Here is a 17,629-nt window from a genome sequence, read left to right as displayed (position 1 = left end):
CTCTTACTCACTTCCCGCGCTGGACCCAGAGAGTGCATCGGCACCGCCGACAATCTCACTGATCTCATTGGTGATCTCGGCCTGACGAGCCTGGTTGGCCAGACTGGTCAGGTTCTTGACGAGTTCTTCCGCGTTGTCGGTCGCGGCCTTCATGGCCGCACGACGGGACGCCTGCTGGGAGGCGGCGGACTCGAGGAGGGAGGCGTAGATCCGGTTGACCACGTACTGCGGGAGCAGCTGGTCCAGGACCTCCTCCGCGGAGGGCTCGAACTCGTAGAGCGGCAGCGCCTGGCCACCGTGGCTCTCCTCGAGTTCCTCGGCCTCGACCTCTTCCACCTCCAGCGGAAGGGCGCGAACCGCCCCGGCCCGCTGGGTCAGCATCGACACGAACTCCGTGGAGATCACGTGGATCTCGTCGACACCGCCCTCGGCGGTGTCCTGGGAGAACCTCTCCATGAGAGCGGAGCCGATCTCCTGGGCGTGCGCGTAGGTCGGACGCTCGGTGAAACCTTCCCAAGACTCCTCGACCTGGCGGTCGCGGAACTTGTAGAACGCCGCACCCTTGCGACCCACCATGTAGGTGAGGACCTCCTTGCCCTGCTCCCGCAGGAGCTGGGTGAGGGCCTCGGCCTCCTTGATGACGTTGGTCGAGAAGGCGCCGGCCAGACCCTTGTCACTGGTGATGACCAGGACGGCCGCACGGGTGGGGTTCTCGGCCTCGGTCAGCAGCGGGTGATCCGTCACCCGGCTGGCCAGGGCCGACACCGCCCGCGTGATCTCCCGTGCGTAGGGACCGGCAGCCTCGGCCGCGCGCTGCGCCTTGGTGATGCGCGTGGCGGCGATCAGCTCCATCGCACGGGTGATCTTCGCCGTCGCCTTCGTCGCACGGATCCTCCGGCGATAGACGCGAAGCTGTGCACCCATGGGTTACTTCCCGCCCTTGGCGACCTTGATGGTCTCCTGGCCGACCTTCTCCTCAGCGAGCGCCTCGGTCTCGGCCTCGGTGCCCAGGAGGGTGCCGGCCGTGGTCTGGAAGCTCTGCTTGAACTTCTCGATCGCGGCCTGCAGGGTCTTCTGGCTGTCGTCCTCGAACTTGCCGCTGTCCCGGATGGTGTCGAGAACGGCCTTGTGCTCGCGGTCCAGGTAGGACAGGAAGTCGGCCTCGAAGCGGCGCACGTCCTCGACCGGGACCTCGTCGATCAGACCGGTGTTACCCATCCAGATCGAGACGACCGTCTTCTCCATGGAGAAGGGCGAGTACTGGCCCTGCTTGAGGAGCTCCATCATCCGGGCACCGCGCTCCAGCTGCTGCTTGGAGACGGCGTCCAGGTCCGAACCGAAGGCGGAGAACGCCTCGAGCTCGCGGTACTGGGCCAGGCCCAGACGCAGCGTGCCGGAGACCTTCTTGGTGGCCTTGGTCTGCGCGGCGCCACCGACTCGGGAGACGGAGACACCGACGTCGATCGCCGGACGCTGGCCCTGGTTGAACAGGTCCGAGTTCAGGAAGACCTGACCGTCGGTGATCGAGATGACGTTGGTGGGGATGTACGCCGAGACGTCGCCCGCCTTGGTCTCGATGATCGGCAGGGCCGTCATCGAACCGGCACCCAGCTCGTCGGAGAGCTTCGCGCAGCGCTCCAGGAGACGGGAGTGGAGGTAGAAGACGTCACCCGGGTAGGCCTCACGGCCCGGCGGGCGGCGCAGCAGGAGGGAGACGGCGCGGTAGGCCTCGGCCTGCTTGGTCAGGTCGTCGAAGACGATGAGGACGTGCTTGCCCTCGTACATCCAGTGCTGGCCCAGGGCCGAACCGGTGTACGGGGAGAGGTACTTGAAGCCGGCCGGGTCGGACGCCGGGGAGGCGACGATGGTGGTGTACTCCATCGCGCCGGCCTCTTCGAGGGCCCCTCGCACGCTGGCGATGGTCGAGCCCTTCTGACCGACCGCGACGTAGATGCAGCGCACCTGCTTCGCGGGGTCACCGGTCTCCCAGTTCGCCTTCTGGTTGATGATCGCGTCGATACCGATCGCGGTCTTACCGGTCTGTCGGTCACCGATGACCAGCTGGCGCTGGCCGCGGCCGACCGGGGTCATGGTGTCGATCGACTTGATACCGGTCTGGAGCGGCTCGTGAACCGGCTGGCGCTCCATCACGGTCGCGGCCTGGAGCTCCAGCTCGCGGGTCTCGGTCGCCTCGATCTCACCCTTGCCGTCGATGGGGTTACCCAGGGGGTCCACCACACGGCCGAGGAAGTTGTCGCTTACCGGGACCGAGAGGAGCTTGCCGGTGCGACGCACCTTCTGCCCCTCCTCAATACCGGTGAAGTCACCCAGCACCACGACACCGATCTCGCCGATCTCAAGGTTCTGGGCCATGCCCAGGGTGCCGTCTTCGAACTCCAGCAGCTCGTTCGCCATCGCCGAGGGAAGGCCACCGACACGGGCGATGCCGTCACCGGAGTAGGTGACGGTTCCGACCTCTTCCGCGCGGGTGGCGTCAGGCTCGTACGACTGGACGAAGCGCTGTAGCGCGTCCCGGATCTCATCCGGCCGGATCGTCAGCTCCGCCATCTCTACGTTGTCCTTGCTCTCAAATGGCGCCGGGCTGGCGCCGTGCGTGCTTGCCTTGCGTTTTTCGCGTGTGTCAGCTAGCCAGACGGCGCTGGACCTCAGCGATGCGCCCGGCGATGGTGCCGTCGATGACCTCGTCGCCCACCTGGATGGAGAGTCCACCCACGATCTCGGGGACGACCTCGGTGTTCAGATGGATCTCGCGGCCGTACTTGCGCTGGAGGAGCGTCCGAAGACGGTCCTGGTGCGCCTCGCTCAGCGGAACCGCGCTGCGCACCACCGCGATGTAGCGCTGGGCGCGCTCGGCGACCAGCTGCCCGAAGTTGTCGAGCGCCTGCTCCAGAGTACGTCCCCGGGGGCGGGTGACCGCTTCGCTGACCAGAGCCAGCGTCGCGGAGCTCACCTTGCCCGAAAGCAGGTTCTCGATCAGGGAGTGCTGGTGCGAGGCGGCCACGCCGTCACGGGTAAGCGCCGCACGCAGGTCCGGCTGTGCGATGACGATCCGCTGGAAGCGGAACAGTTCGTCCTCGAGTTCGTCCAGGCGGGTGCCCTCGACGGAGGCCACGGTCGCGTAGACCGCGAGGCGCTCCAGAGCGTCCACCATGTCGCGGGGGGCCGACCACGGCTGGGACACGACGTCGTTGACCACGATGACCGTGGACGGCGACACCTTGCCCTCGAGGATCTGACCGATCAGGCCAGTCTTCTTCTCCACCGGGTTGGCTGGGTCCGCGAGCCAGCGGCGCAGCGAGTGCTCGCCGCCGAGCAGGGCGACGACCTCGAAGAGTTCGCCGCCGAGCGAGACCGCGTGCTGAGAGGCGTCCGCCGACGCCAGGACGTTCTCGTCCAGGCGCCGGGTCGCCTCAGCCAGGGAGTTACGGCTGATACCACGCATCAGCGCACCTCGGCTTGCTTCGCGCTCTCGTCCTGCTCCAGCTCCTCCAGGAACCGGTCCACCACACGGGTCTGAGCGGTGCTGTCGCTGAGCGTCTCACCGACGATGCGGCTCGCGAGCTCAGTGGACAGGGTGCCGATCTCGCCGCGCAGCTGGACGAACGCCTGCTGGCGGTCGGCCTCGATCTGCGCCTTGGCGGACTCGATGATGCGGGCCGCCTCGGCCTGGGCCTCCTCGCGAGCCTCGGCGATGATCGCCGCGCGCTGCTCCTTGGCCTTCTCGAGCTCCTGGGCGTACTCGCGGTGCGACTCTTCGAGCTTCTCGCGGTACTGCTGGCGGATCTCCTCGGCCTCAGCCTCGGCCTTCTTGGCGCGCTCGATGCCGCCCTCGATGGCGTCGTGACGCTCGTCGAGGACCTTCATCACCTTGGGGACCGACTTACGGACCACAAAGAAGTAGATCACGGCAAGAGCGATCGCACCGAAGGTGAACTTCACCCAGTCGATCCGCAGAATGTTGTATTCGGCTGCCAACTCCACCAACATGGTCAGCCCTCCTTCGCGTCAGTTGCCATCAGAAAACGGTTGGCAGTTCCGACTAGGCAGTGGGAGCCGCGAAGGCGAGAACGAAGCCCAGGATGGCGAGAGCCTCAATGAGCGCGAAGCCGAGGTAGATGTTGGTCTGGAGGGGGCCGCGGGCCTCGGGCTGACGCGCGATGGCCTGCATACCGAGACCGAAGACGATACCCACACCAATACCGGCGCCGATGACGCTGATGCCGTAACCGATGGTGTTGATGTTGCCGGTGATCGCAGCGATGTCCATTGTGTTTCCCTTTACTCGACGTCCGGCGTCGCGTTCTGCGATTGGTCAGTTCGCCGGTCTGGACGGGTGTGAAGCACTACTCGGCCCTGGTCCGGCCACGTAGCCGGGGGAACGAGCAGGTGGTATTAGTGAGCCGCTTCGAGCGACTGATTGATGTACAGGCTCGCCAGGAGCGTGAAGACGAACGCCTGGATCAGCATGATCACGATCTCAAAGACGAAGAAGGCGATGTAACCCAGCAGAGCAGCACCGGAGTAAACCACGGAGACCGCTGCGAGCATCGGCTCCGCCGTCAGGTTGAGCATGTACCAGCCGCCGTAGGCGAACACGGCCAGCAGCAGGCTGCCCGCGAACATGGTCGCGAACAGACGCAGGGCGTGCGTCACCGGGCGGATGAGGAAGACCGAGAGGATCTCGATCGGCGTGACCAGAACGTAGATCCACTTGGGCATCCCGGGCGGGAAGATCTGGTTGCGGAAGTAGCCCCAACCGCCCTGGTGCTTGATGCCGATCACGATGGTCATCGCGTAAATGGTCAGCGCGAACATCACCGTGAAGGAGAGGTTGCTGTTGACCGGCAGCATGCCCGGGATCAACCCGGTGAAGTTCATGGCCAGGATGAGCGTGAAGATGCCCGTCATGAAGGGGATGAAGCTGTCGCCCTTGGCACCCATGGTCGGCCGGGTGATGTTGTCCCGGATGAACAGGACCAGCATTTCACCGACACTCTGCCTGCGACCGGGGACGAGGCTCAGCTTCTTGCTGAACCACGACCACAGGAGCAGGGTCGCACCGACCGCGACGAGCAACAGAACCAGGTACAGGTCGATGCCCGCGCTGCCGGGGATGTTGGCGAACCACGGTTCCGGGAAGAACATCCCGATGGTGGGAGCCTCAAACCCGCAACCGTTGTCGCCGAAGAGGTGGCAACCCGGTTCGGCCGCGAGAATGCGCACGTCAGCACTCACGGCGAATCCTTTCGTCGTGACGCAAGAAAGCCTCGTTGATGGTTGTTACTGCTAGCGTCGTCGCGACTGCGGGCGACGCGGGACTGCGGGGTGTTCAGGTATGCCTGGTCTTGGCAACGATCAGATAGATCGCCCCGACCATGCCGAGAACGGCCCCGATGGGCAGGAAGAGAGCCTGGAAACCCAGGAGCCTGTCCGCGCCCCATCCGATCGCGCTCCACACGAGCACACCCGCGAGCAGAGTGGAGAAGAGGGCCCAACCGTCGGACTCTCGCGGCGCCGGGGGCACGCTGGAGTCCTTTTCCTTGGCTGGTTCGCTGCTCATCTCGCTCCGGAATATAGCATGTGGGGCTCGACTGGACGTTGGTCGGGTGCCTGCCGTGGAACAGGTTATTACGCCCGTCCAGACGGGCGGCAACAGGGCGGCACATCACGTGTTCCCCGGACTCTCGTCCGGTTCGACGTGCGGGATCTTCGCCTTGCTGGTGGCCAAGGTCTGCCCGCCCAGCCACACCAGGACGACCGCCAGAGCGCTGTAGACGAAGGCGTTCCGGCTCAGGTCAGCCATGAGCGGGCTGTTCCCCAGAGTCACCAGGAGGACGCCCAGCAGCGCCATCTTGACAACGAAGCCGAGGAGGTTCGCGGCGAGGAACAGGTCCTTGTTCCGACGGGTCACCAGGATGACCGCCCACTGCCCCAGACCGAAGCAGGCGAGCACGATGACTGCTGCGAGGGCCGAACTCAGAGCTCCGGCTGCACCGGCGAAAAGGGCCGAGACCGCGATGGCCAGGACCCCGCACGCGGCGCTGGGAAGCGCGGCGCCGCGGAGAATCCGGGCGTCGTGTTCCTGCATGACGAAGCTCCGTGGGGTTCAGTGGATACCTGCTCGTGAAAGCTATCACAAGGTTTTTGGTGCCAAATCCAGGGGTTCCTTAACGCGCTCTTAACGCCTCGCGAAAGGCCCGTTCTGTGGCCGCTTCGGACCTTGTGTCACCTTGACCACACTTGCCGCGACCTTCACACCAGCGCACATTCAACGACCGGGACGGGACCTCGGTCCCGAACGTGACCGCGCATTTATCCATCGGTTGGCTGATGGTGATCTGACCTCACTGCGGATTTCTTCTTCCTGCCCCAGGGCAACAGCCCGCGACGGCGCAGTCGCGGCAGGGCGATGAGACCCACCGCACAGGTGGCCACCAGCACCGTGACCGTCAGGACGATGAACGCCGAATCGAAGATGGACAGCGACACCGCGGCGAAGGCGACGATCCCCGCCCACAGGTACATCAGCAGCACCGCGCGGGTGTGCGTGTGGCCCATGTCGAGGAGTCGGTGGTGCAGGTGCCCCCGGTCCGGGGCGAACGGGGAACGTCCGGACAGCGTCCGCCGCAGCACCGCCAGGACCAGGTCGGCCAGCGGCAGCGCGATCACCAGCAGCGGCAGCGCGATCGGCAGGAAGACCACCAGACCGGAGGAGTTGAACTCCTCGCGGGCGGTGTTGGCGTCGAACTGCCCGGTCACCGTGATGGTGATGGAGGTGAGCAGCAGCCCGAGCAGCATCGAGCCGGTGTCGCCCATGAACACCCGGGCCGGGTGGAAGTTGTGGAAGAGGAAGCCCACACAGGTACCGGCCAGGATGATGGCAATCATCGCGGGGTAGGACTGGCGGACGAAACCCTGCTCGACCGCGACCACGTAGTAGTACGCGAAGAACGCCAGCGACGAGATGCCGACGATGCCCGCGGCCAGCCCGTCGAGGCCGTCCGCGAAGTTGACCGCGTTGATGGTCACCACGATGAGCAGGATCGAGACCATCGCGCCGAGCCAGGGGCCCAGGGACAGCTGGGTTCCGGGGAGCGGCAGCCACAGCAGCTGTACCCCCTGCCAGACCAGGATGCCCGCGGCGGCGATCTGCCCGGCCAGTTTGCTGAGGGCGTCCATCCCCCACCGGTCGTCGATGACCCCGATGACGGTGATGAGACCGCCCGCCAGCAGCAGGCCGATCCACGTCTTGGCGACAAACACGTTCTGCAGGTGTGGCAGCTGCGCAGAGATCAGCAGCGCCGCCGCGAACCCGCCGTAGATGGCCAGCCCGCCCAGCCTCGGGATGGGTTCGGTGTGCACGTCGCGGTCGCGGACCGCGGGCGCGGCGCCGAAGGCGATGGCCAGGCGGCGTACCAACGGCACCAGCAGGTAGGTCACCGCGGCGGCGATGACGAAGGTGAGCGCGTACTCCCGCACGGCCTGATCCCTCTAGCTCTCGGAGCGGTCGGTGCCCTGGGACCCGTCGGTCTCCGGTTCGGTGGCCGCGGACCCGGCCTCGGGCGCCTCAGGCTTGGATGCCTCGGATGCGGAAGTCTCGGATGCGGGCGCTTCGGCTCCGGTGGTTGCGGCCTCGGTGGTTTCGGCTTCGGTGGTCTCAGCCGCCTGCTCGGCGTCCTCCTCCCCCTCTGCCTTCTTCGGCTTGGTGCGCCCCTTGCGCAGCTCCCCGATCACGGTGCCGCACACCGCGCGCAGCTGCTCGATGGAGATCGCGCCGGAGCGCAGCACCCGCGGGACCGCGTAGGTGAGGTCGACAATGGTGGAAGCGACCGGGCTGTCGGTCTCCCCGCCGTCCAGGTAGACCGCGACGTCCTCGTCACCGAGCTGCTCGATCGCCTCGCCCGCGTTGACCGCGGCGGGCTGACCGGACTTGTTGGCGCTGCTCACCGCCATCGGACCGGTCTCCTTGAGCAGCTCCAGGGCCACCGGGTCCATCGGCATCCGCACGGCCACGGTGCCCTTGGTGTCGCCCAGGTCCCAGGACAGGCTGGGGGTGGCGGTGCACACCAGGGTGAGCGGGCCGGGCCAGAACTCCTCCATCAGGTCCCGGCCGTGGTTGCCGAGGTCGTCGATGAGAGCGGTGGCGGCGCGCATGGAGCCCACCAGGACCGGCGGCGGCATGTCCCGGCCGCGGCCCTTGGTCTCCAGCAGGTTAGCCACGGCCTTCGGGTTGAAGGCGTCGGTGCCGATGCCGTACACGGTGTCCGTGGGCAGCACCACCAGGTCGCCTCGGCGTACCGCGGACGCGGCGTCGGCGATGCCGTCCTTGCGGGCGGTCTCGTCCGCGCAGTCGTAGATGCGGCTCACCTGCGTTCACCTCGATCTCGGTCGACCGGTCTCGGCTGCCGGTCTAGCGGTGGGTATGGGGGGTGGGGTTCGACTGGCACGGCGCCGGCTAACCGTCGCCGTCGGCTCGGCGCATGACCACGAAGCGGTCGCGCCTGGCCATGTCCTTGCGGTTGAGGACGTCGCGCCAGCCCTTGTCCTCGGGGAACAGCCAGGGGATATCGATGCCCTGGCCGTCGTGGTGCTCGACGGCCATGGCGCCGCCGGGGCGCAGCAGCCTGCGGCCGACCGCCTCCAGGTCGCGGATCATGTCCAGGCCGTCCGCCCCGGACCACAGGGCGGGCGCCGGGTCGTAGTCGCGCACCTCGGGCGGGATCACGCCCGCGGCGTCGGTGGGGACGTAGGGCGGGTTGCTGATGAGCAGGTCGACGCGGCCGTTGAGCTCGGGCAGCGCGGTGCGCATGTCGCCCTCGTGGGCGGTAACGCGGTCGGCGTGCCCGCTGGCGTCGATGTTGCGCCGGGCCCATTCGAGGGCCGCGGGGTCGATCTCCACGGTGTGCACCCGCGAGCGCGGGACTTCCTGGGCGATGGAGATCGCGATGGCGCCCGAACCCGCGCCCAGGTCAACGACCAGGGGGTCGGCCACGTCCATGGAGCGCAGGGTCTCGATCGCCCAGTCGACCATGATCTCGGTCTCCGGCCTGGGCACGAAGACGCCCGGCCCCACCTGGAGTTCCAGGTACCGGAAGTAGGCGCGCCCGGTGATGTGCTGGAGGGGTTCGCGGGCCTCGCGGCGGGAGACGCACTCCCAGTAGCGCGCGTCGAAGTCGGCGTCGGCGACGGTGTGGAGTTCCCCTCGACGGACACCGTGCACGAACGCCGCGAGTTCCTCGGCGTCCGTGCGTGGTGAGGCCACGCCCGCTTCCGCGAGCCTCAGCGTGGCGCGGGCGACCTCGTCGAGCAGGAAGTTCATGATTGGGCGGCTTCGAGCCTCTCCTTGGTGTCCGCGTCCACCAGGGCCTTGACGACCCCGTCCAGTTCCCCGTCGAGGACCTGGTCGAGGTTGTAGGCCTTGTAGCCGACCCGGTGGTCGGAGATGCGGTTCTCCGGGAAATTGTAGGTGCGCACGCGCTCGGAGCGGTCCACGGTGCGGACCTGGCTCTTGCGCTCGGCGGAGGCCTCGGCGTCCGCGCTGGCCTGGGCCTCGGCGTAGATGCGGGCGCGCAGGATGCGCATGGCCTGCTCCTTGTTCTGGAGCTGGCTCTTCTCGTTCTGGCAGGAGGCCACGATGCCGGTCGGCAGGTGCGTGATGCGCACCGCGGAGTCGGTGGTGTTGACACTCTGGCCGCCGGGCCCGGAGGAGCGGTAGACGTCGATGCGCAGATCGTTGGCGTTGATGACGATCTCGACCTCTTCGGCCTCGGGGACCACGAGGACCCCGGCCGCGGAGGTGTGGATACGGCCCTGGGACTCGGTGACCGGGACGCGCTGGACCCGGTGGACGCCGCCCTCGAACTTGAGCTGGGGCCATACGCCCGCGCCGGGTTCGGGGGTGCCCCTGTTCTTGAAGGCGATCGTGATGTCCTTGTACCCGCCCAGGTCAGAGTGGGTGGCGTCGATGACCTCGGTCTTCCACCCCTGGCGCTCGGCGTAGCGCAGGTACATGCGGACCAAATCGCCCGCAAACAGGGCGGACTCCTCGCCGCCCTCGCCGGCCTTGACCTCCATGATGAGGTTCTTGTCGTCGGCGGGGTCGCGCGGGACGAGCAGGACGCGCAGGCGCTCGGTGAGCTGCTCGGCCTGCTCGGTCAGGCGGTCGGCCTCCTCCGCAAAGGAGGAGTCCTCGGCGGCCAGCTCACGGGCGGCGTCGATGTCGTTCTCGACCTCCTTGAGCTGACGGTAGGCCTCGATGATCGGGGTGAGCTGTGAGTAGCGCTTGCCCAGCGTGCGCGCCTTGGTCTGGTTGGCGTGCACCTCGGGGTCGGCGAGCTGCTGTTCCAGCTCGTAGTACTCCCCAAGGAGGTCGTCCAGCTTCACTTTCCCACGTTCCCGTCTTGTCGCTTGCCCTGTCCGTCGTCTCCCTCACCCGAGGGACCGCCTGATCCGGTGGCGCCGCGCACGCCCCGCGGGGAGGCGGCGCCACCGGACGAAGGGCAGCGCTACTGGCGCTTGCCGAAGCGCTTCTCGAAGCGGGCGACCCGGCCACCGGTGTCCAGGATCTTCTGCTTGCCGGTGTAGAACGGGTGGCACTCGGAGCACACGTCGGCGCGCACCTTGCCCTCGGGGTTCGTGCTGCGGGTCACGAACTTGGCCCCGCAGGTGCAGGTCACCTCGGTCGGGACGTACGTGGGGTGAATGTCGGCCTGCATGTGTGTCTCCTTCTCAGGGCGCGACCGCCGGACGCATGACGACCGCACCACCGTCGGGGGTGGGGCGGTGTGTTGACCATGCGCGAACCGGTGCCGCGGCGATCCAGGTAAGAGGGCGGCGTGCTCTCCGCGAGCGCAGAGGACTGCCGTTCCCTGATACCAGTTTGCCAGACCAACAACCATGCCGGGACCAGTACCTATTCCCGGCCCCCTTTCAGCTCCACCGCGTCGCGCATCGTACTGGGCAGGGGCTTGTTCGCGTCCGCCCTGCGCATGAACAGGACCAACCCCGCCATGACGGCCAGGAGCAGCGCGAGCACGACCGTTCCCGTGTTGGCTCCGAGCCCATGGACGAACACGTAGCTCACCGATCCGGCGAGGAGCACGTAGTAGGTCATCGGGATCATCGTCTGGCGGATGAGGTCACCCTCGCGGCCGACCAGGCCGACCACGGCGGAGGCGGCCACGATGTTGTGCACCGTGATCATGTTCCCGGCGGCTCCGCCGACGGCCTGGGTGGCCACCACGGTCTCCGGCGGGATGCCGATGCGCTCGGCGGTGGAGAACTGGAAGAGCGAGAACATCAGATTGGAGACGGTGTTGGAGCCCGCCACGAAGGCGCCCAGCGCACCGATCCAGGGGGCGAGGAGGGGCCAATTGGTACCGCCGATCTCCGCGGCTCCGATGGCCAGAGTGAGCGGCATGCTCTCCAGAGTCGTGTCACCGAACCGGGCTCCGGTGTTGATGAAGACCCGGACCAGCGGGACGGCGAAGAGCAGGGCTACGGCGGCCCCGGCCAGCTGGGATCCGGCCATCTTCCAGGAGGCGAGGATCTCTCGGCCCTTCATTCGGTGCAGGCCGTAGGTGATGAGGCAGACCAGGATGAAGGTAGCGCCGGGCGAGTAGAGCGGCTCGATGGTCTGGGCGACGGAGGTGCCGAGGATGTCGTCGGACCCGACGGAGATGCCGCTCAGCCACTCCTGGAGGGGGTCAATGGTGCGGGTGCCCACCAGGACCGCGGCGACCAGCAGATAGGGCGCCCAGGCCTGGAGCAGGCCCATACGGCGCCCGGCCACCTCCTCCCCGTTGCCGGATTCGATCTTGCCGGTCCAGCGGGCGAGCCAGTCCTCCCGGGGCGGGAAGTCCCAGATCTTCTTCGGCATCAGGAAGCCCTTGCGGGCGGCGAGGACCACGATGACCAGTCCGGTGAGCCCGCCGAGGAGGCTGGTGAACTCGACCCCGAGGAAGTAGTTGTACAGGATCGACGGGATGGTCATGGCGAAGGCACTGAACAGGGCGAACTTCCAGACGCCGAGACCGTCGGAGAAGCGCCGGTTCTCGCCGTAGAAGCCGCAGAGCATGACGCAGATGATCAGCGGGACGAAGGTCCCGGCGACGGCGTGCAACAGCACGGTCTGGAACCCGATGGTGTTGACGAACTCGGGCAGGGTGAGCGCGAGGACGGAGGCGCGTTCGGCGACCTGGTCGGATCCCTCCAGACCGCCGGCGACCCCCACCAGGATCGGGGTACCGACGGCGCCGAAGCTAACCGGGGTGCTCTGGATGACCAGACCAACCATGACGGCGGCCATGGCGGGGAAGCCCAGGGCGAGAAGAAGAGGTGCGACCACGGCGGCGGGGGTGCCGAACCCGGAGGCGCCCTCGATGAAGCTGCCGAACAGCCAGCCGATGATGATCGCCTGGACGCGGCGGTCGGGGGTGATGTCGGTGAAGGTGGCGCGGATGGTGGCGACGGCACCGCTCTTGGTGAGGGTCGAGAGCAGGAGCAGCGCGCCGAAGATGATGTAGAGCAGGCCCGCGGCGAGGATCAGGCCCTGGAGGGTGGCGGCGGCGACGGCCATCCAGTCGGTCTGCCAGAAGACGACGGCGATCCCGACCACGACGACGTACCCGGCGGGCATCGCGTACATGGCGGGGAGTCGGAACCCGACCAGCAGGATTCCGACGAGCAGGATCGGGGCGAGCGCGAGAAGACTGAGCAGTGCGAGGTTGTCCATCCAGGCGGCTCCCTGGTCGGGGGTGTGCACTTTAGTTCGCGCGACCTTACGCAGGCAGGAGCGCTCCCACCAGCCCCCAAATGTGATCCGAGACACACTGGTGACATGGGGCTTCCGGAAGACGAAAACCAGGCCGGTGAGCGCCGAGAGAACACGAAAAGGCCCCCTCCCCGGGTGGGGGAGAGGGCCTTAGAAGCCTCGTGGTTACCGTTCGGGACCCACGGTGGTCTTCTGGATCTGCATCAGGAACTCCGCGTTGCTCTTGGACTCCTTCATCTTGTCCAGGAGCAGCTCGATGGCCTGCTGCGTGTCCAGCGCGTGCAGCACCCGGCGGAGCTTCCAGACGACGCCCAGTTCCTCGGGCGACATCAGGATCTCCTCCTTACGCGTGCTGGAGGCGTCCACGTCCACGGCCGGGAAGATCCGCTTGTCCGCCAGGGACCGGTTGAGCTTGAGCTCCATGTTGCCGGTGCCCTTGAACTCCTCGAAGATCACCTCGTCGGCGCGCGAACCGGTCTCGACCAGTGCGGTGGCCAGGATGGTCAGCGAGCCGCCGCCCTCGATGTTGCGAGCGGCGCCGAAGAAGCGCTTCGGCGGGTAGAGGGCGGTGGAGTCCACACCACCGGACATGATGCGTCCGCTGGCCGGGGCGGCGAGGTTGTAGGCACGGCCCAGGCGGGTGATGGAGTCGAGCAGGACGACCACGTCCATACCCATCTCCACGAGCCGCTTGGCCCGCTCGATCGCCAGGTCGGCGACGACCGTGTGGTCCTCGGCCGGGCGGTCGAACGTCGAGTGGATGACCTCGCCCTTGACCGTGCGCTGCATGTCGGTGACTTCCTCGGGACGTTCGTCCACGAGGATGACCATCAGGTAGCACTCGGGGTTGTTCTCGGTGATCGCGTTGGCGATCGACTGCATCACCATCGTCTTACCGGCCTTGGGCGGCGAGACGATCAGGCCGCGCTGGCCCTTACCGATCGGCGCGACGAGGTCTATGATGCGCGTGGTGAGGATGTTCGGCTCGGTCTCCAGGCGCAGGCGTTCCTGGGGGTAGAGCGGGACGAGCTTGGAGAACTCCTGGCGGCCGCGGGCCTGGTCCGGCGACATGCCGTTGACCGAGTCCAGGCGCACCAGCGCGTTGAACTTCTCGCGGCGCTCGCCGTCCTTGGGCTGGCGGACCGCACCGATGATGTGGTCGCCCTTGCGCAGGCCGTGCTTGCGCACCTGGGCCAGCGAGACGTAGACGTCGCTCTGGCCGGGCAGGTAGCCGGTGGTCCGGACGAAGGCGTAGTTGTCCAGGATGTCCAGGATGCCCGCGACCGGCAGGAGGACGTCGTCCTCGTTGATGACCGGCTCCGGCTCCTGGCCGCCGCCGCGTCCGCCGCGGCGGTCCCGGCGGTCCCGACGGCGTCCGCGGCGGCGGCCGCCGAAGTCGTCGTCCTCGCTCTGGTTGTTGCCGCCCTGGCCGCGGCCCTGGTTCTGGCCGCCTCCGCCACCGCCCTGCTGGCGGTCCTGCTGGCGGTCAGAGTTGTTGTTCGTGTTCTGGTCGTCACCGCCGCGGTTGCGGTTGCGACGGTTGCGCTGGCGCTCGCGACCCTGCCCGGACCTGGTGTCACGGTCCTCAGAGTCGGGGCCGTTCTTCTGGGGGGTGCTGGATGTCTTGGTCACGCTGCTCGCGGAGGTTGAGGAGTCGGTGCCGTCCACCGAGCGGGGCTGCTCACCGGACTCGTCGCCGCGCCTGCGGGACGAGCGGCGGCTACGGGAGGGCTTCTCGCCCTTCCCACCCTGTGTCTCGGTCACGGCCTGGTCCGACGACCGCTCTCCCGCGCTCTTGCGCGGGGCCTCGTCCGTGCCCGACTGGGCGGGAGACTGGGCTTCGGCCGGGCCGTCAGTTGCCTCGACCTTACCGGCCTTGGGCGCAGTGTCGGCTTTCTTTGCGGATTTGGCCTTCGTGGGGCCGCCGACAGGGCCGCCCGACTTGGCCTCGATCGCGGCGATCACGTCGCTCTTGCGCATGCGCCCCGTGCCGGTAATACCCATGCTCGACGCGAGCTTCTGGAGCTCGGGGAGCTTCTGGGCGGCGAGACCGGTACCGCGCGAGGCCGTGCGGGGCCGGGTGGCGGACGCGGCTTCGCCGGCCTCCGAGGAGGCGTCGGCACTTTTCTTGCTGTCGACCGCCGCGTCCGTTCGGAGTTCGGTGGTGTCGCTCACTAAGGGTCCTTCCCAAGGAGCGGGCTTCGGCCGTCAGCGGATTGCTTGATCGGCCGGCCCGATGGTGCGAACCGGCAGGGGCCGGGTAGGGCGTGCCCCACGTGGATGTTGGAAACCGGCGAAAACGGTCCCCTACCCAATCGCGGCGGGCTCTGGGTACAGCCAGACGTCGGGGCGGATGGCTCGGAGGTGATGCCCGTCGACCGCGCTGACACACTCATCCAAGGAGGAGTGGACTGTGGAGACGTGGGCACAGCGGGGATCCCGCTGACTCGACACTTGGGCCACCGCTTCCGACAGGTCGAGAGATCGGACCGCCGGATTATGGGACGCGGAAGCCGTTGTGGCGGATGAGCACACGCCCCGCAACGGGGCATCTGGTGCTTCACCCAGCCTAACATCACCAGAGGCCACGGCTATTCCTCGACACAGATGCTACGGATGGGGAGATGGGGTCCGCACCCCCGCCGGCTCGATGTGCAGGGGGCGTATGTCCCAATCATTACCCGCCCGCTGACGGATCAAATCAATCTGCCGGACGATTTCCGGTGAATCCTCCCGCGCCGAACCCTCCGGAACCGAGCACAGCACGAGCACCGTGGGCCCCGCACCGGAGACCACGGCCGGAAGTTCCCCATGTTGACGCAGGTCAGCGATGAGGTCCAGGGTTCGGGGCATCGCGGGGGCCCGGTAGACCTCGTGTAGCCGATCCTCAGTGGCCGCGTACAGGGATTCGGGTTGGCCACAAACGGCCGCCGTCATCAGCGCGGCACGGCCCGCGTTGAAGGCTGCGTCGGCATGGGAGACGGTTTCGGGCAGGAGCCCGCGGGCGCGTTCGGTGGACAGCTTCCACCCCGGCACGCACAGCACGGGCAGGATCCGCGCGTGGGGGGTGAGCCGGGCGGCACCCCAGGAGTCGCCGTCGCGGTAGGCCACGGTGTAGCCGCCGTAGACGCACGGGGCCACGTTGTCCGGGTGGCCCTCGATGTCCGCGGCGATCTGGTAGATCCAGTCCCGGTCCGGCCCACCCTGGGGTCCGGTGCGGCCCAGCAGCGCGGCGGCCGCGGCGACCCCGCCGACGATCGCCGACGAGGACGAGCCCAGGCCCCGGGCGTGCGGAATGCGGTTCACGCAGTGCAGGTCCAGGCCGGGCAGTTCCTCCCCGACCCGTTCGAAGGCCTCGTGCATGGCCCGGACGACGAGGTGGCGCCGGTCGAGCGGCACCTCGCCCGAACCCTCCCCCTCGACCCGGATGCGGAGCTCGCCGTCGGCGCGGACCGCGACGTCGAACTCGTTGTACAGCTGGATGGCCAACCCGAGGGCGTCGAAGCCCGGGCCGAGGTTGGCGCTGGTCGCCGGTGCCCGGACGGACACCCGGTCGGGGCGCAGAGAGGTCACAGTGGGCTCCATACAGGCGATGATCTTGCTACCAGAGGCGAAATCGGCGCCTTGGGTTCCAGAGGCACCGCGCCTCTGGTAGCAAGATCATCCGGTGGTCGGCAGGGGTCGGCTAGACGAGGTCGAGGGCCTTGGCGGCGGCCTGGGCGTCGACGGGGACGGTGGTGGCGGAGGAGGCTCCGGCCAGCGCCCAATCGGGGTCCTTGAGGCCGTTCCCGGTCACGGTGCACACGATCCGGCTGCCCTTGGGGACCTGCCCGGCCTCGACGGCCTGGAGGAGCCCGGCCACGCTCGCGGCGGAGGCGAGTTCGACGAACACGCCCTCCTCAGCGGCGAGGAGCTTGTAGGCGGCCATGATCTGGCGGTCGGTCACCTTGTCGATGAGGCCGCCGGACTCGTCGCGGGCCTGTTCGGCGAGCTTCCAGGAAGCCGGGTTGCCGATGCGGATCGCGGTGGCGATGGTGCTCGGGTTGGTGACCGGTGCGCCGTTGACGATCGGGGCGGAACCGCTGGCCTGGAAGCCGAGCATGCGCGGGGCCTTGGTGGAGATCCCGTCCTTGGCGTACTCGGTGTAGCCCATCCAGTAGGCGGTGATGTTGCCCGCGTTGCCGACGGGGATGCAGTGGATGTCCGGGGCGTCGCCGAGGGCGTCCACGATCTCGAAGGCGGCGGTCTTCTGCCCCTGGAGGCGGTAGGGGTTGACCGAGTTCACCAGGGCGACGGGGTAGTCGACGCTGAGCTTGCGGGCCAGTTCCAGGCAGTCGTCGAAGTTGCCGTCGACCTGGAGCAGGCGGGCGCCGTGCACGAGGGCCTGGGCGAGCTTGCCCATGGCGATCTTGCCCTGGGGCACCAGCACGGCGCAGGTCATGCCGGCGCGGATGGCGTAGGCCGCGGCGCTGGCGCTGGTGTTGCCGGTGGAGGCGCAGATGACCGCCTTGGCGCCGTCCTCGGCGGCCTTGGTGATGGCCATCGTCATACCGCGGTCCTTGAACGAACCCGTGGGGTTGAGGCCCTCGACCTTGAGGAGGACCTCGCATCCCGTGAGTTCGGATACGCGCGTGGCAGGCAGCAGGGGGGTGCCGCCCTCCTGGAGGGTGACGACGGGGGTGTTCTCGTTGACGGGAAGGCGGTCGCGGTACTCCTCGACGATGCCTCGCCACGCCCGTGCCATGCTCACGACGGTGTCCCTTTCGGGTGGATGCGGTTGCGCTTGACGCGCGGCCGGACTCGGCGCGCGCGGGATGCGGGTGGGGCGTCGCGGAG

17 protein-coding genes are annotated in these 17,629 nt (G+C 67.9%); all 17 read right to left on the bottom strand.

The features are described 5' to 3' along the window. Nucleotides 1–3: 3 nt before the first annotated feature. Complete coding sequence (locus D457_RS0111780) at nucleotides 4–924, bottom strand: F0F1 ATP synthase subunit gamma (protein WP_026116559.1); 921 nt, start codon at nucleotides 922–924, stop codon at nucleotides 4–6. Nucleotides 925–927: 3 nt separating this feature from the next. Continuing rightward, nucleotides 928–2,568, bottom strand: a complete 1,641-nt coding sequence (atpA, locus tag D457_RS0111775; protein WP_017580868.1) for a F0F1 ATP synthase subunit alpha — start codon at nucleotides 2,566–2,568, stop codon at nucleotides 928–930. A 73-nt stretch (nucleotides 2,569–2,641) separates the two neighbouring features. After that, nucleotides 2,642–3,463 (bottom strand): F0F1 ATP synthase subunit delta, encoded by an 822-nt coding sequence (locus D457_RS0111770; protein WP_017580867.1) that lies wholly within the window; start codon nucleotides 3,461–3,463, stop codon nucleotides 2,642–2,644. Then, entirely contained in the window at nucleotides 3,463–4,008 is a 546-nt protein-coding gene (locus D457_RS0111765; RefSeq protein WP_017580866.1) for a F0F1 ATP synthase subunit B, read from the bottom strand. The genes D457_RS0111770 and D457_RS0111765 overlap by 1 nt, the downstream gene beginning before the upstream one ends. Nucleotides 4,009–4,060: 52 nt before the next feature. Further along, the gene (atpE, locus tag D457_RS0111760; protein WP_017580865.1) at nucleotides 4,061–4,288 is read right to left on the bottom strand and encodes an ATP synthase F0 subunit C; all 228 of its coding nucleotides are present in this window, start codon (nucleotides 4,286–4,288) and stop codon (nucleotides 4,061–4,063) included. 125 nt (nucleotides 4,289–4,413) lie between these two features. Continuing rightward, nucleotides 4,414–5,244 (bottom strand): F0F1 ATP synthase subunit A, encoded by an 831-nt coding sequence (gene atpB / locus D457_RS0111755; RefSeq protein WP_026116558.1) that lies wholly within the window; start codon nucleotides 5,242–5,244, stop codon nucleotides 4,414–4,416. 106 nt (nucleotides 5,245–5,350) lie between these two features. Further along, on the bottom strand, nucleotides 5,351–5,581 hold the full coding sequence (locus D457_RS36645; RefSeq protein WP_026116557.1) for an AtpZ/AtpI family protein: 231 nt from the start codon (nucleotides 5,579–5,581) through the stop codon (nucleotides 5,351–5,353). Nucleotides 5,582–5,686: 105 nt separating this feature from the next. After that, nucleotides 5,687–6,109, bottom strand: coding sequence for a hypothetical protein (locus D457_RS0111745; RefSeq protein WP_017580862.1), 423 nt, complete (start codon nucleotides 6,107–6,109; stop codon nucleotides 5,687–5,689). A gap of 224 nt (nucleotides 6,110–6,333) precedes the next feature. Further along, nucleotides 6,334–7,500 carry an MraY family glycosyltransferase gene (locus D457_RS0111740; RefSeq protein ID WP_017580861.1) on the bottom strand — a complete coding sequence of 389 codons (1,167 nt, stop codon included), beginning with the start codon at nucleotides 7,498–7,500 and terminating at the stop codon, nucleotides 6,334–6,336. 12 nt (nucleotides 7,501–7,512) lie between these two features. Next, nucleotides 7,513–8,388 carry an L-threonylcarbamoyladenylate synthase gene (locus D457_RS0111735; protein WP_017580860.1) on the bottom strand — a complete coding sequence of 292 codons (876 nt, stop codon included), beginning with the start codon at nucleotides 8,386–8,388 and terminating at the stop codon, nucleotides 7,513–7,515. Nucleotides 8,389–8,476: 88 nt separating this feature from the next. Beyond that, a complete protein-coding gene (prmC, locus tag D457_RS0111730) occupies nucleotides 8,477–9,340 on the bottom strand; it encodes a peptide chain release factor N(5)-glutamine methyltransferase (protein WP_017580859.1) in 864 nt (287 codons plus the stop codon). Further along, nucleotides 9,337–10,404, bottom strand: a complete 1,068-nt coding sequence (gene prfA, locus D457_RS0111725) for a peptide chain release factor 1 (RefSeq protein ID WP_017580858.1) — start codon at nucleotides 10,402–10,404, stop codon at nucleotides 9,337–9,339. The genes prmC and prfA overlap by 4 nt, the downstream gene beginning before the upstream one ends. A gap of 122 nt (nucleotides 10,405–10,526) precedes the next feature. Next, a complete protein-coding gene (gene rpmE, locus D457_RS0111720) occupies nucleotides 10,527–10,736 on the bottom strand; it encodes a 50S ribosomal protein L31 (protein WP_017580857.1) in 210 nt (69 codons plus the stop codon). Nucleotides 10,737–10,933: 197 nt separating this feature from the next. Continuing rightward, complete coding sequence (locus tag D457_RS0111715; protein WP_051072920.1) at nucleotides 10,934–12,754, bottom strand: L-lactate permease; 1,821 nt, start codon at nucleotides 12,752–12,754, stop codon at nucleotides 10,934–10,936. A gap of 204 nt (nucleotides 12,755–12,958) precedes the next feature. Continuing rightward, nucleotides 12,959–14,968: a transcription termination factor Rho gene (gene rho, locus D457_RS0111710; RefSeq protein WP_017580855.1), complete on the bottom strand. Its 2,010-nt coding sequence runs from the start codon at nucleotides 14,966–14,968 to the stop codon at nucleotides 12,959–12,961. Between the two features lie 435 nt (nucleotides 14,969–15,403). Next, nucleotides 15,404–16,342 (bottom strand): homoserine kinase, encoded by a 939-nt coding sequence (thrB, locus tag D457_RS0111705; RefSeq protein ID WP_026116556.1) that lies wholly within the window; start codon nucleotides 16,340–16,342, stop codon nucleotides 15,404–15,406. 136 nt (nucleotides 16,343–16,478) lie between these two features. After that, nucleotides 16,479–17,537 carry a threonine synthase gene (gene thrC / locus D457_RS0111700; RefSeq protein WP_193374486.1) on the bottom strand — a complete coding sequence of 353 codons (1,059 nt, stop codon included), beginning with the start codon at nucleotides 17,535–17,537 and terminating at the stop codon, nucleotides 16,479–16,481. Between the last annotated feature and the right edge of the window lie 92 nt (nucleotides 17,538–17,629).

This window comes from Nocardiopsis valliformis DSM 45023, assembly GCF_000340985.1.
In the GTDB taxonomy this organism is placed as follows: Bacteria; Actinomycetota; Actinomycetes; order Streptosporangiales; family Streptosporangiaceae; genus Nocardiopsis; species Nocardiopsis exhalans.
This window is presented reverse-complemented; position numbering and strand designations above follow the sequence as displayed.

Coding starts and splice junctions, on each gene's coding strand:
- rpmE (WP_017580857.1), bottom strand. CDS start 10,736: ATGCAGGCCGACATTCACCCCACGTACGTCCCGACCGAGGTGACCTGC.
- D457_RS0111770 (WP_017580867.1), bottom strand. CDS start 3,463: ATGCGTGGTATCAGCCGTAACTCCCTGGCTGAGGCGACCCGGCGCCTG.
- prmC (WP_017580859.1), bottom strand. CDS start 9,340: ATGAACTTCCTGCTCGACGAGGTCGCCCGCGCCACGCTGAGGCTCGCG.
- D457_RS0111715 (WP_051072920.1), bottom strand. CDS start 12,754: ATGGACAACCTCGCACTGCTCAGTCTTCTCGCGCTCGCCCCGATCCTG.
- atpE (WP_017580865.1), bottom strand. CDS start 4,288: ATGGACATCGCTGCGATCACCGGCAACATCAACACCATCGGTTACGGC.
- thrC (WP_193374486.1), bottom strand. CDS start 17,537: ATGGCACGGGCGTGGCGAGGCATCGTCGAGGAGTACCGCGACCGCCTT.
- atpA (WP_017580868.1), bottom strand. CDS start 2,568: ATGGCGGAGCTGACGATCCGGCCGGATGAGATCCGGGACGCGCTACAG.
- D457_RS0111780 (WP_026116559.1), bottom strand. CDS start 924: ATGGGTGCACAGCTTCGCGTCTATCGCCGGAGGATCCGTGCGACGAAG.
- D457_RS0111745 (WP_017580862.1), bottom strand. CDS start 6,109: ATGCAGGAACACGACGCCCGGATTCTCCGCGGCGCCGCGCTTCCCAGC.
- D457_RS36645 (WP_026116557.1), bottom strand. CDS start 5,581: ATGAGCAGCGAACCAGCCAAGGAAAAGGACTCCAGCGTGCCCCCGGCG.
- D457_RS0111765 (WP_017580866.1), bottom strand. CDS start 4,008: ATGTTGGTGGAGTTGGCAGCCGAATACAACATTCTGCGGATCGACTGG.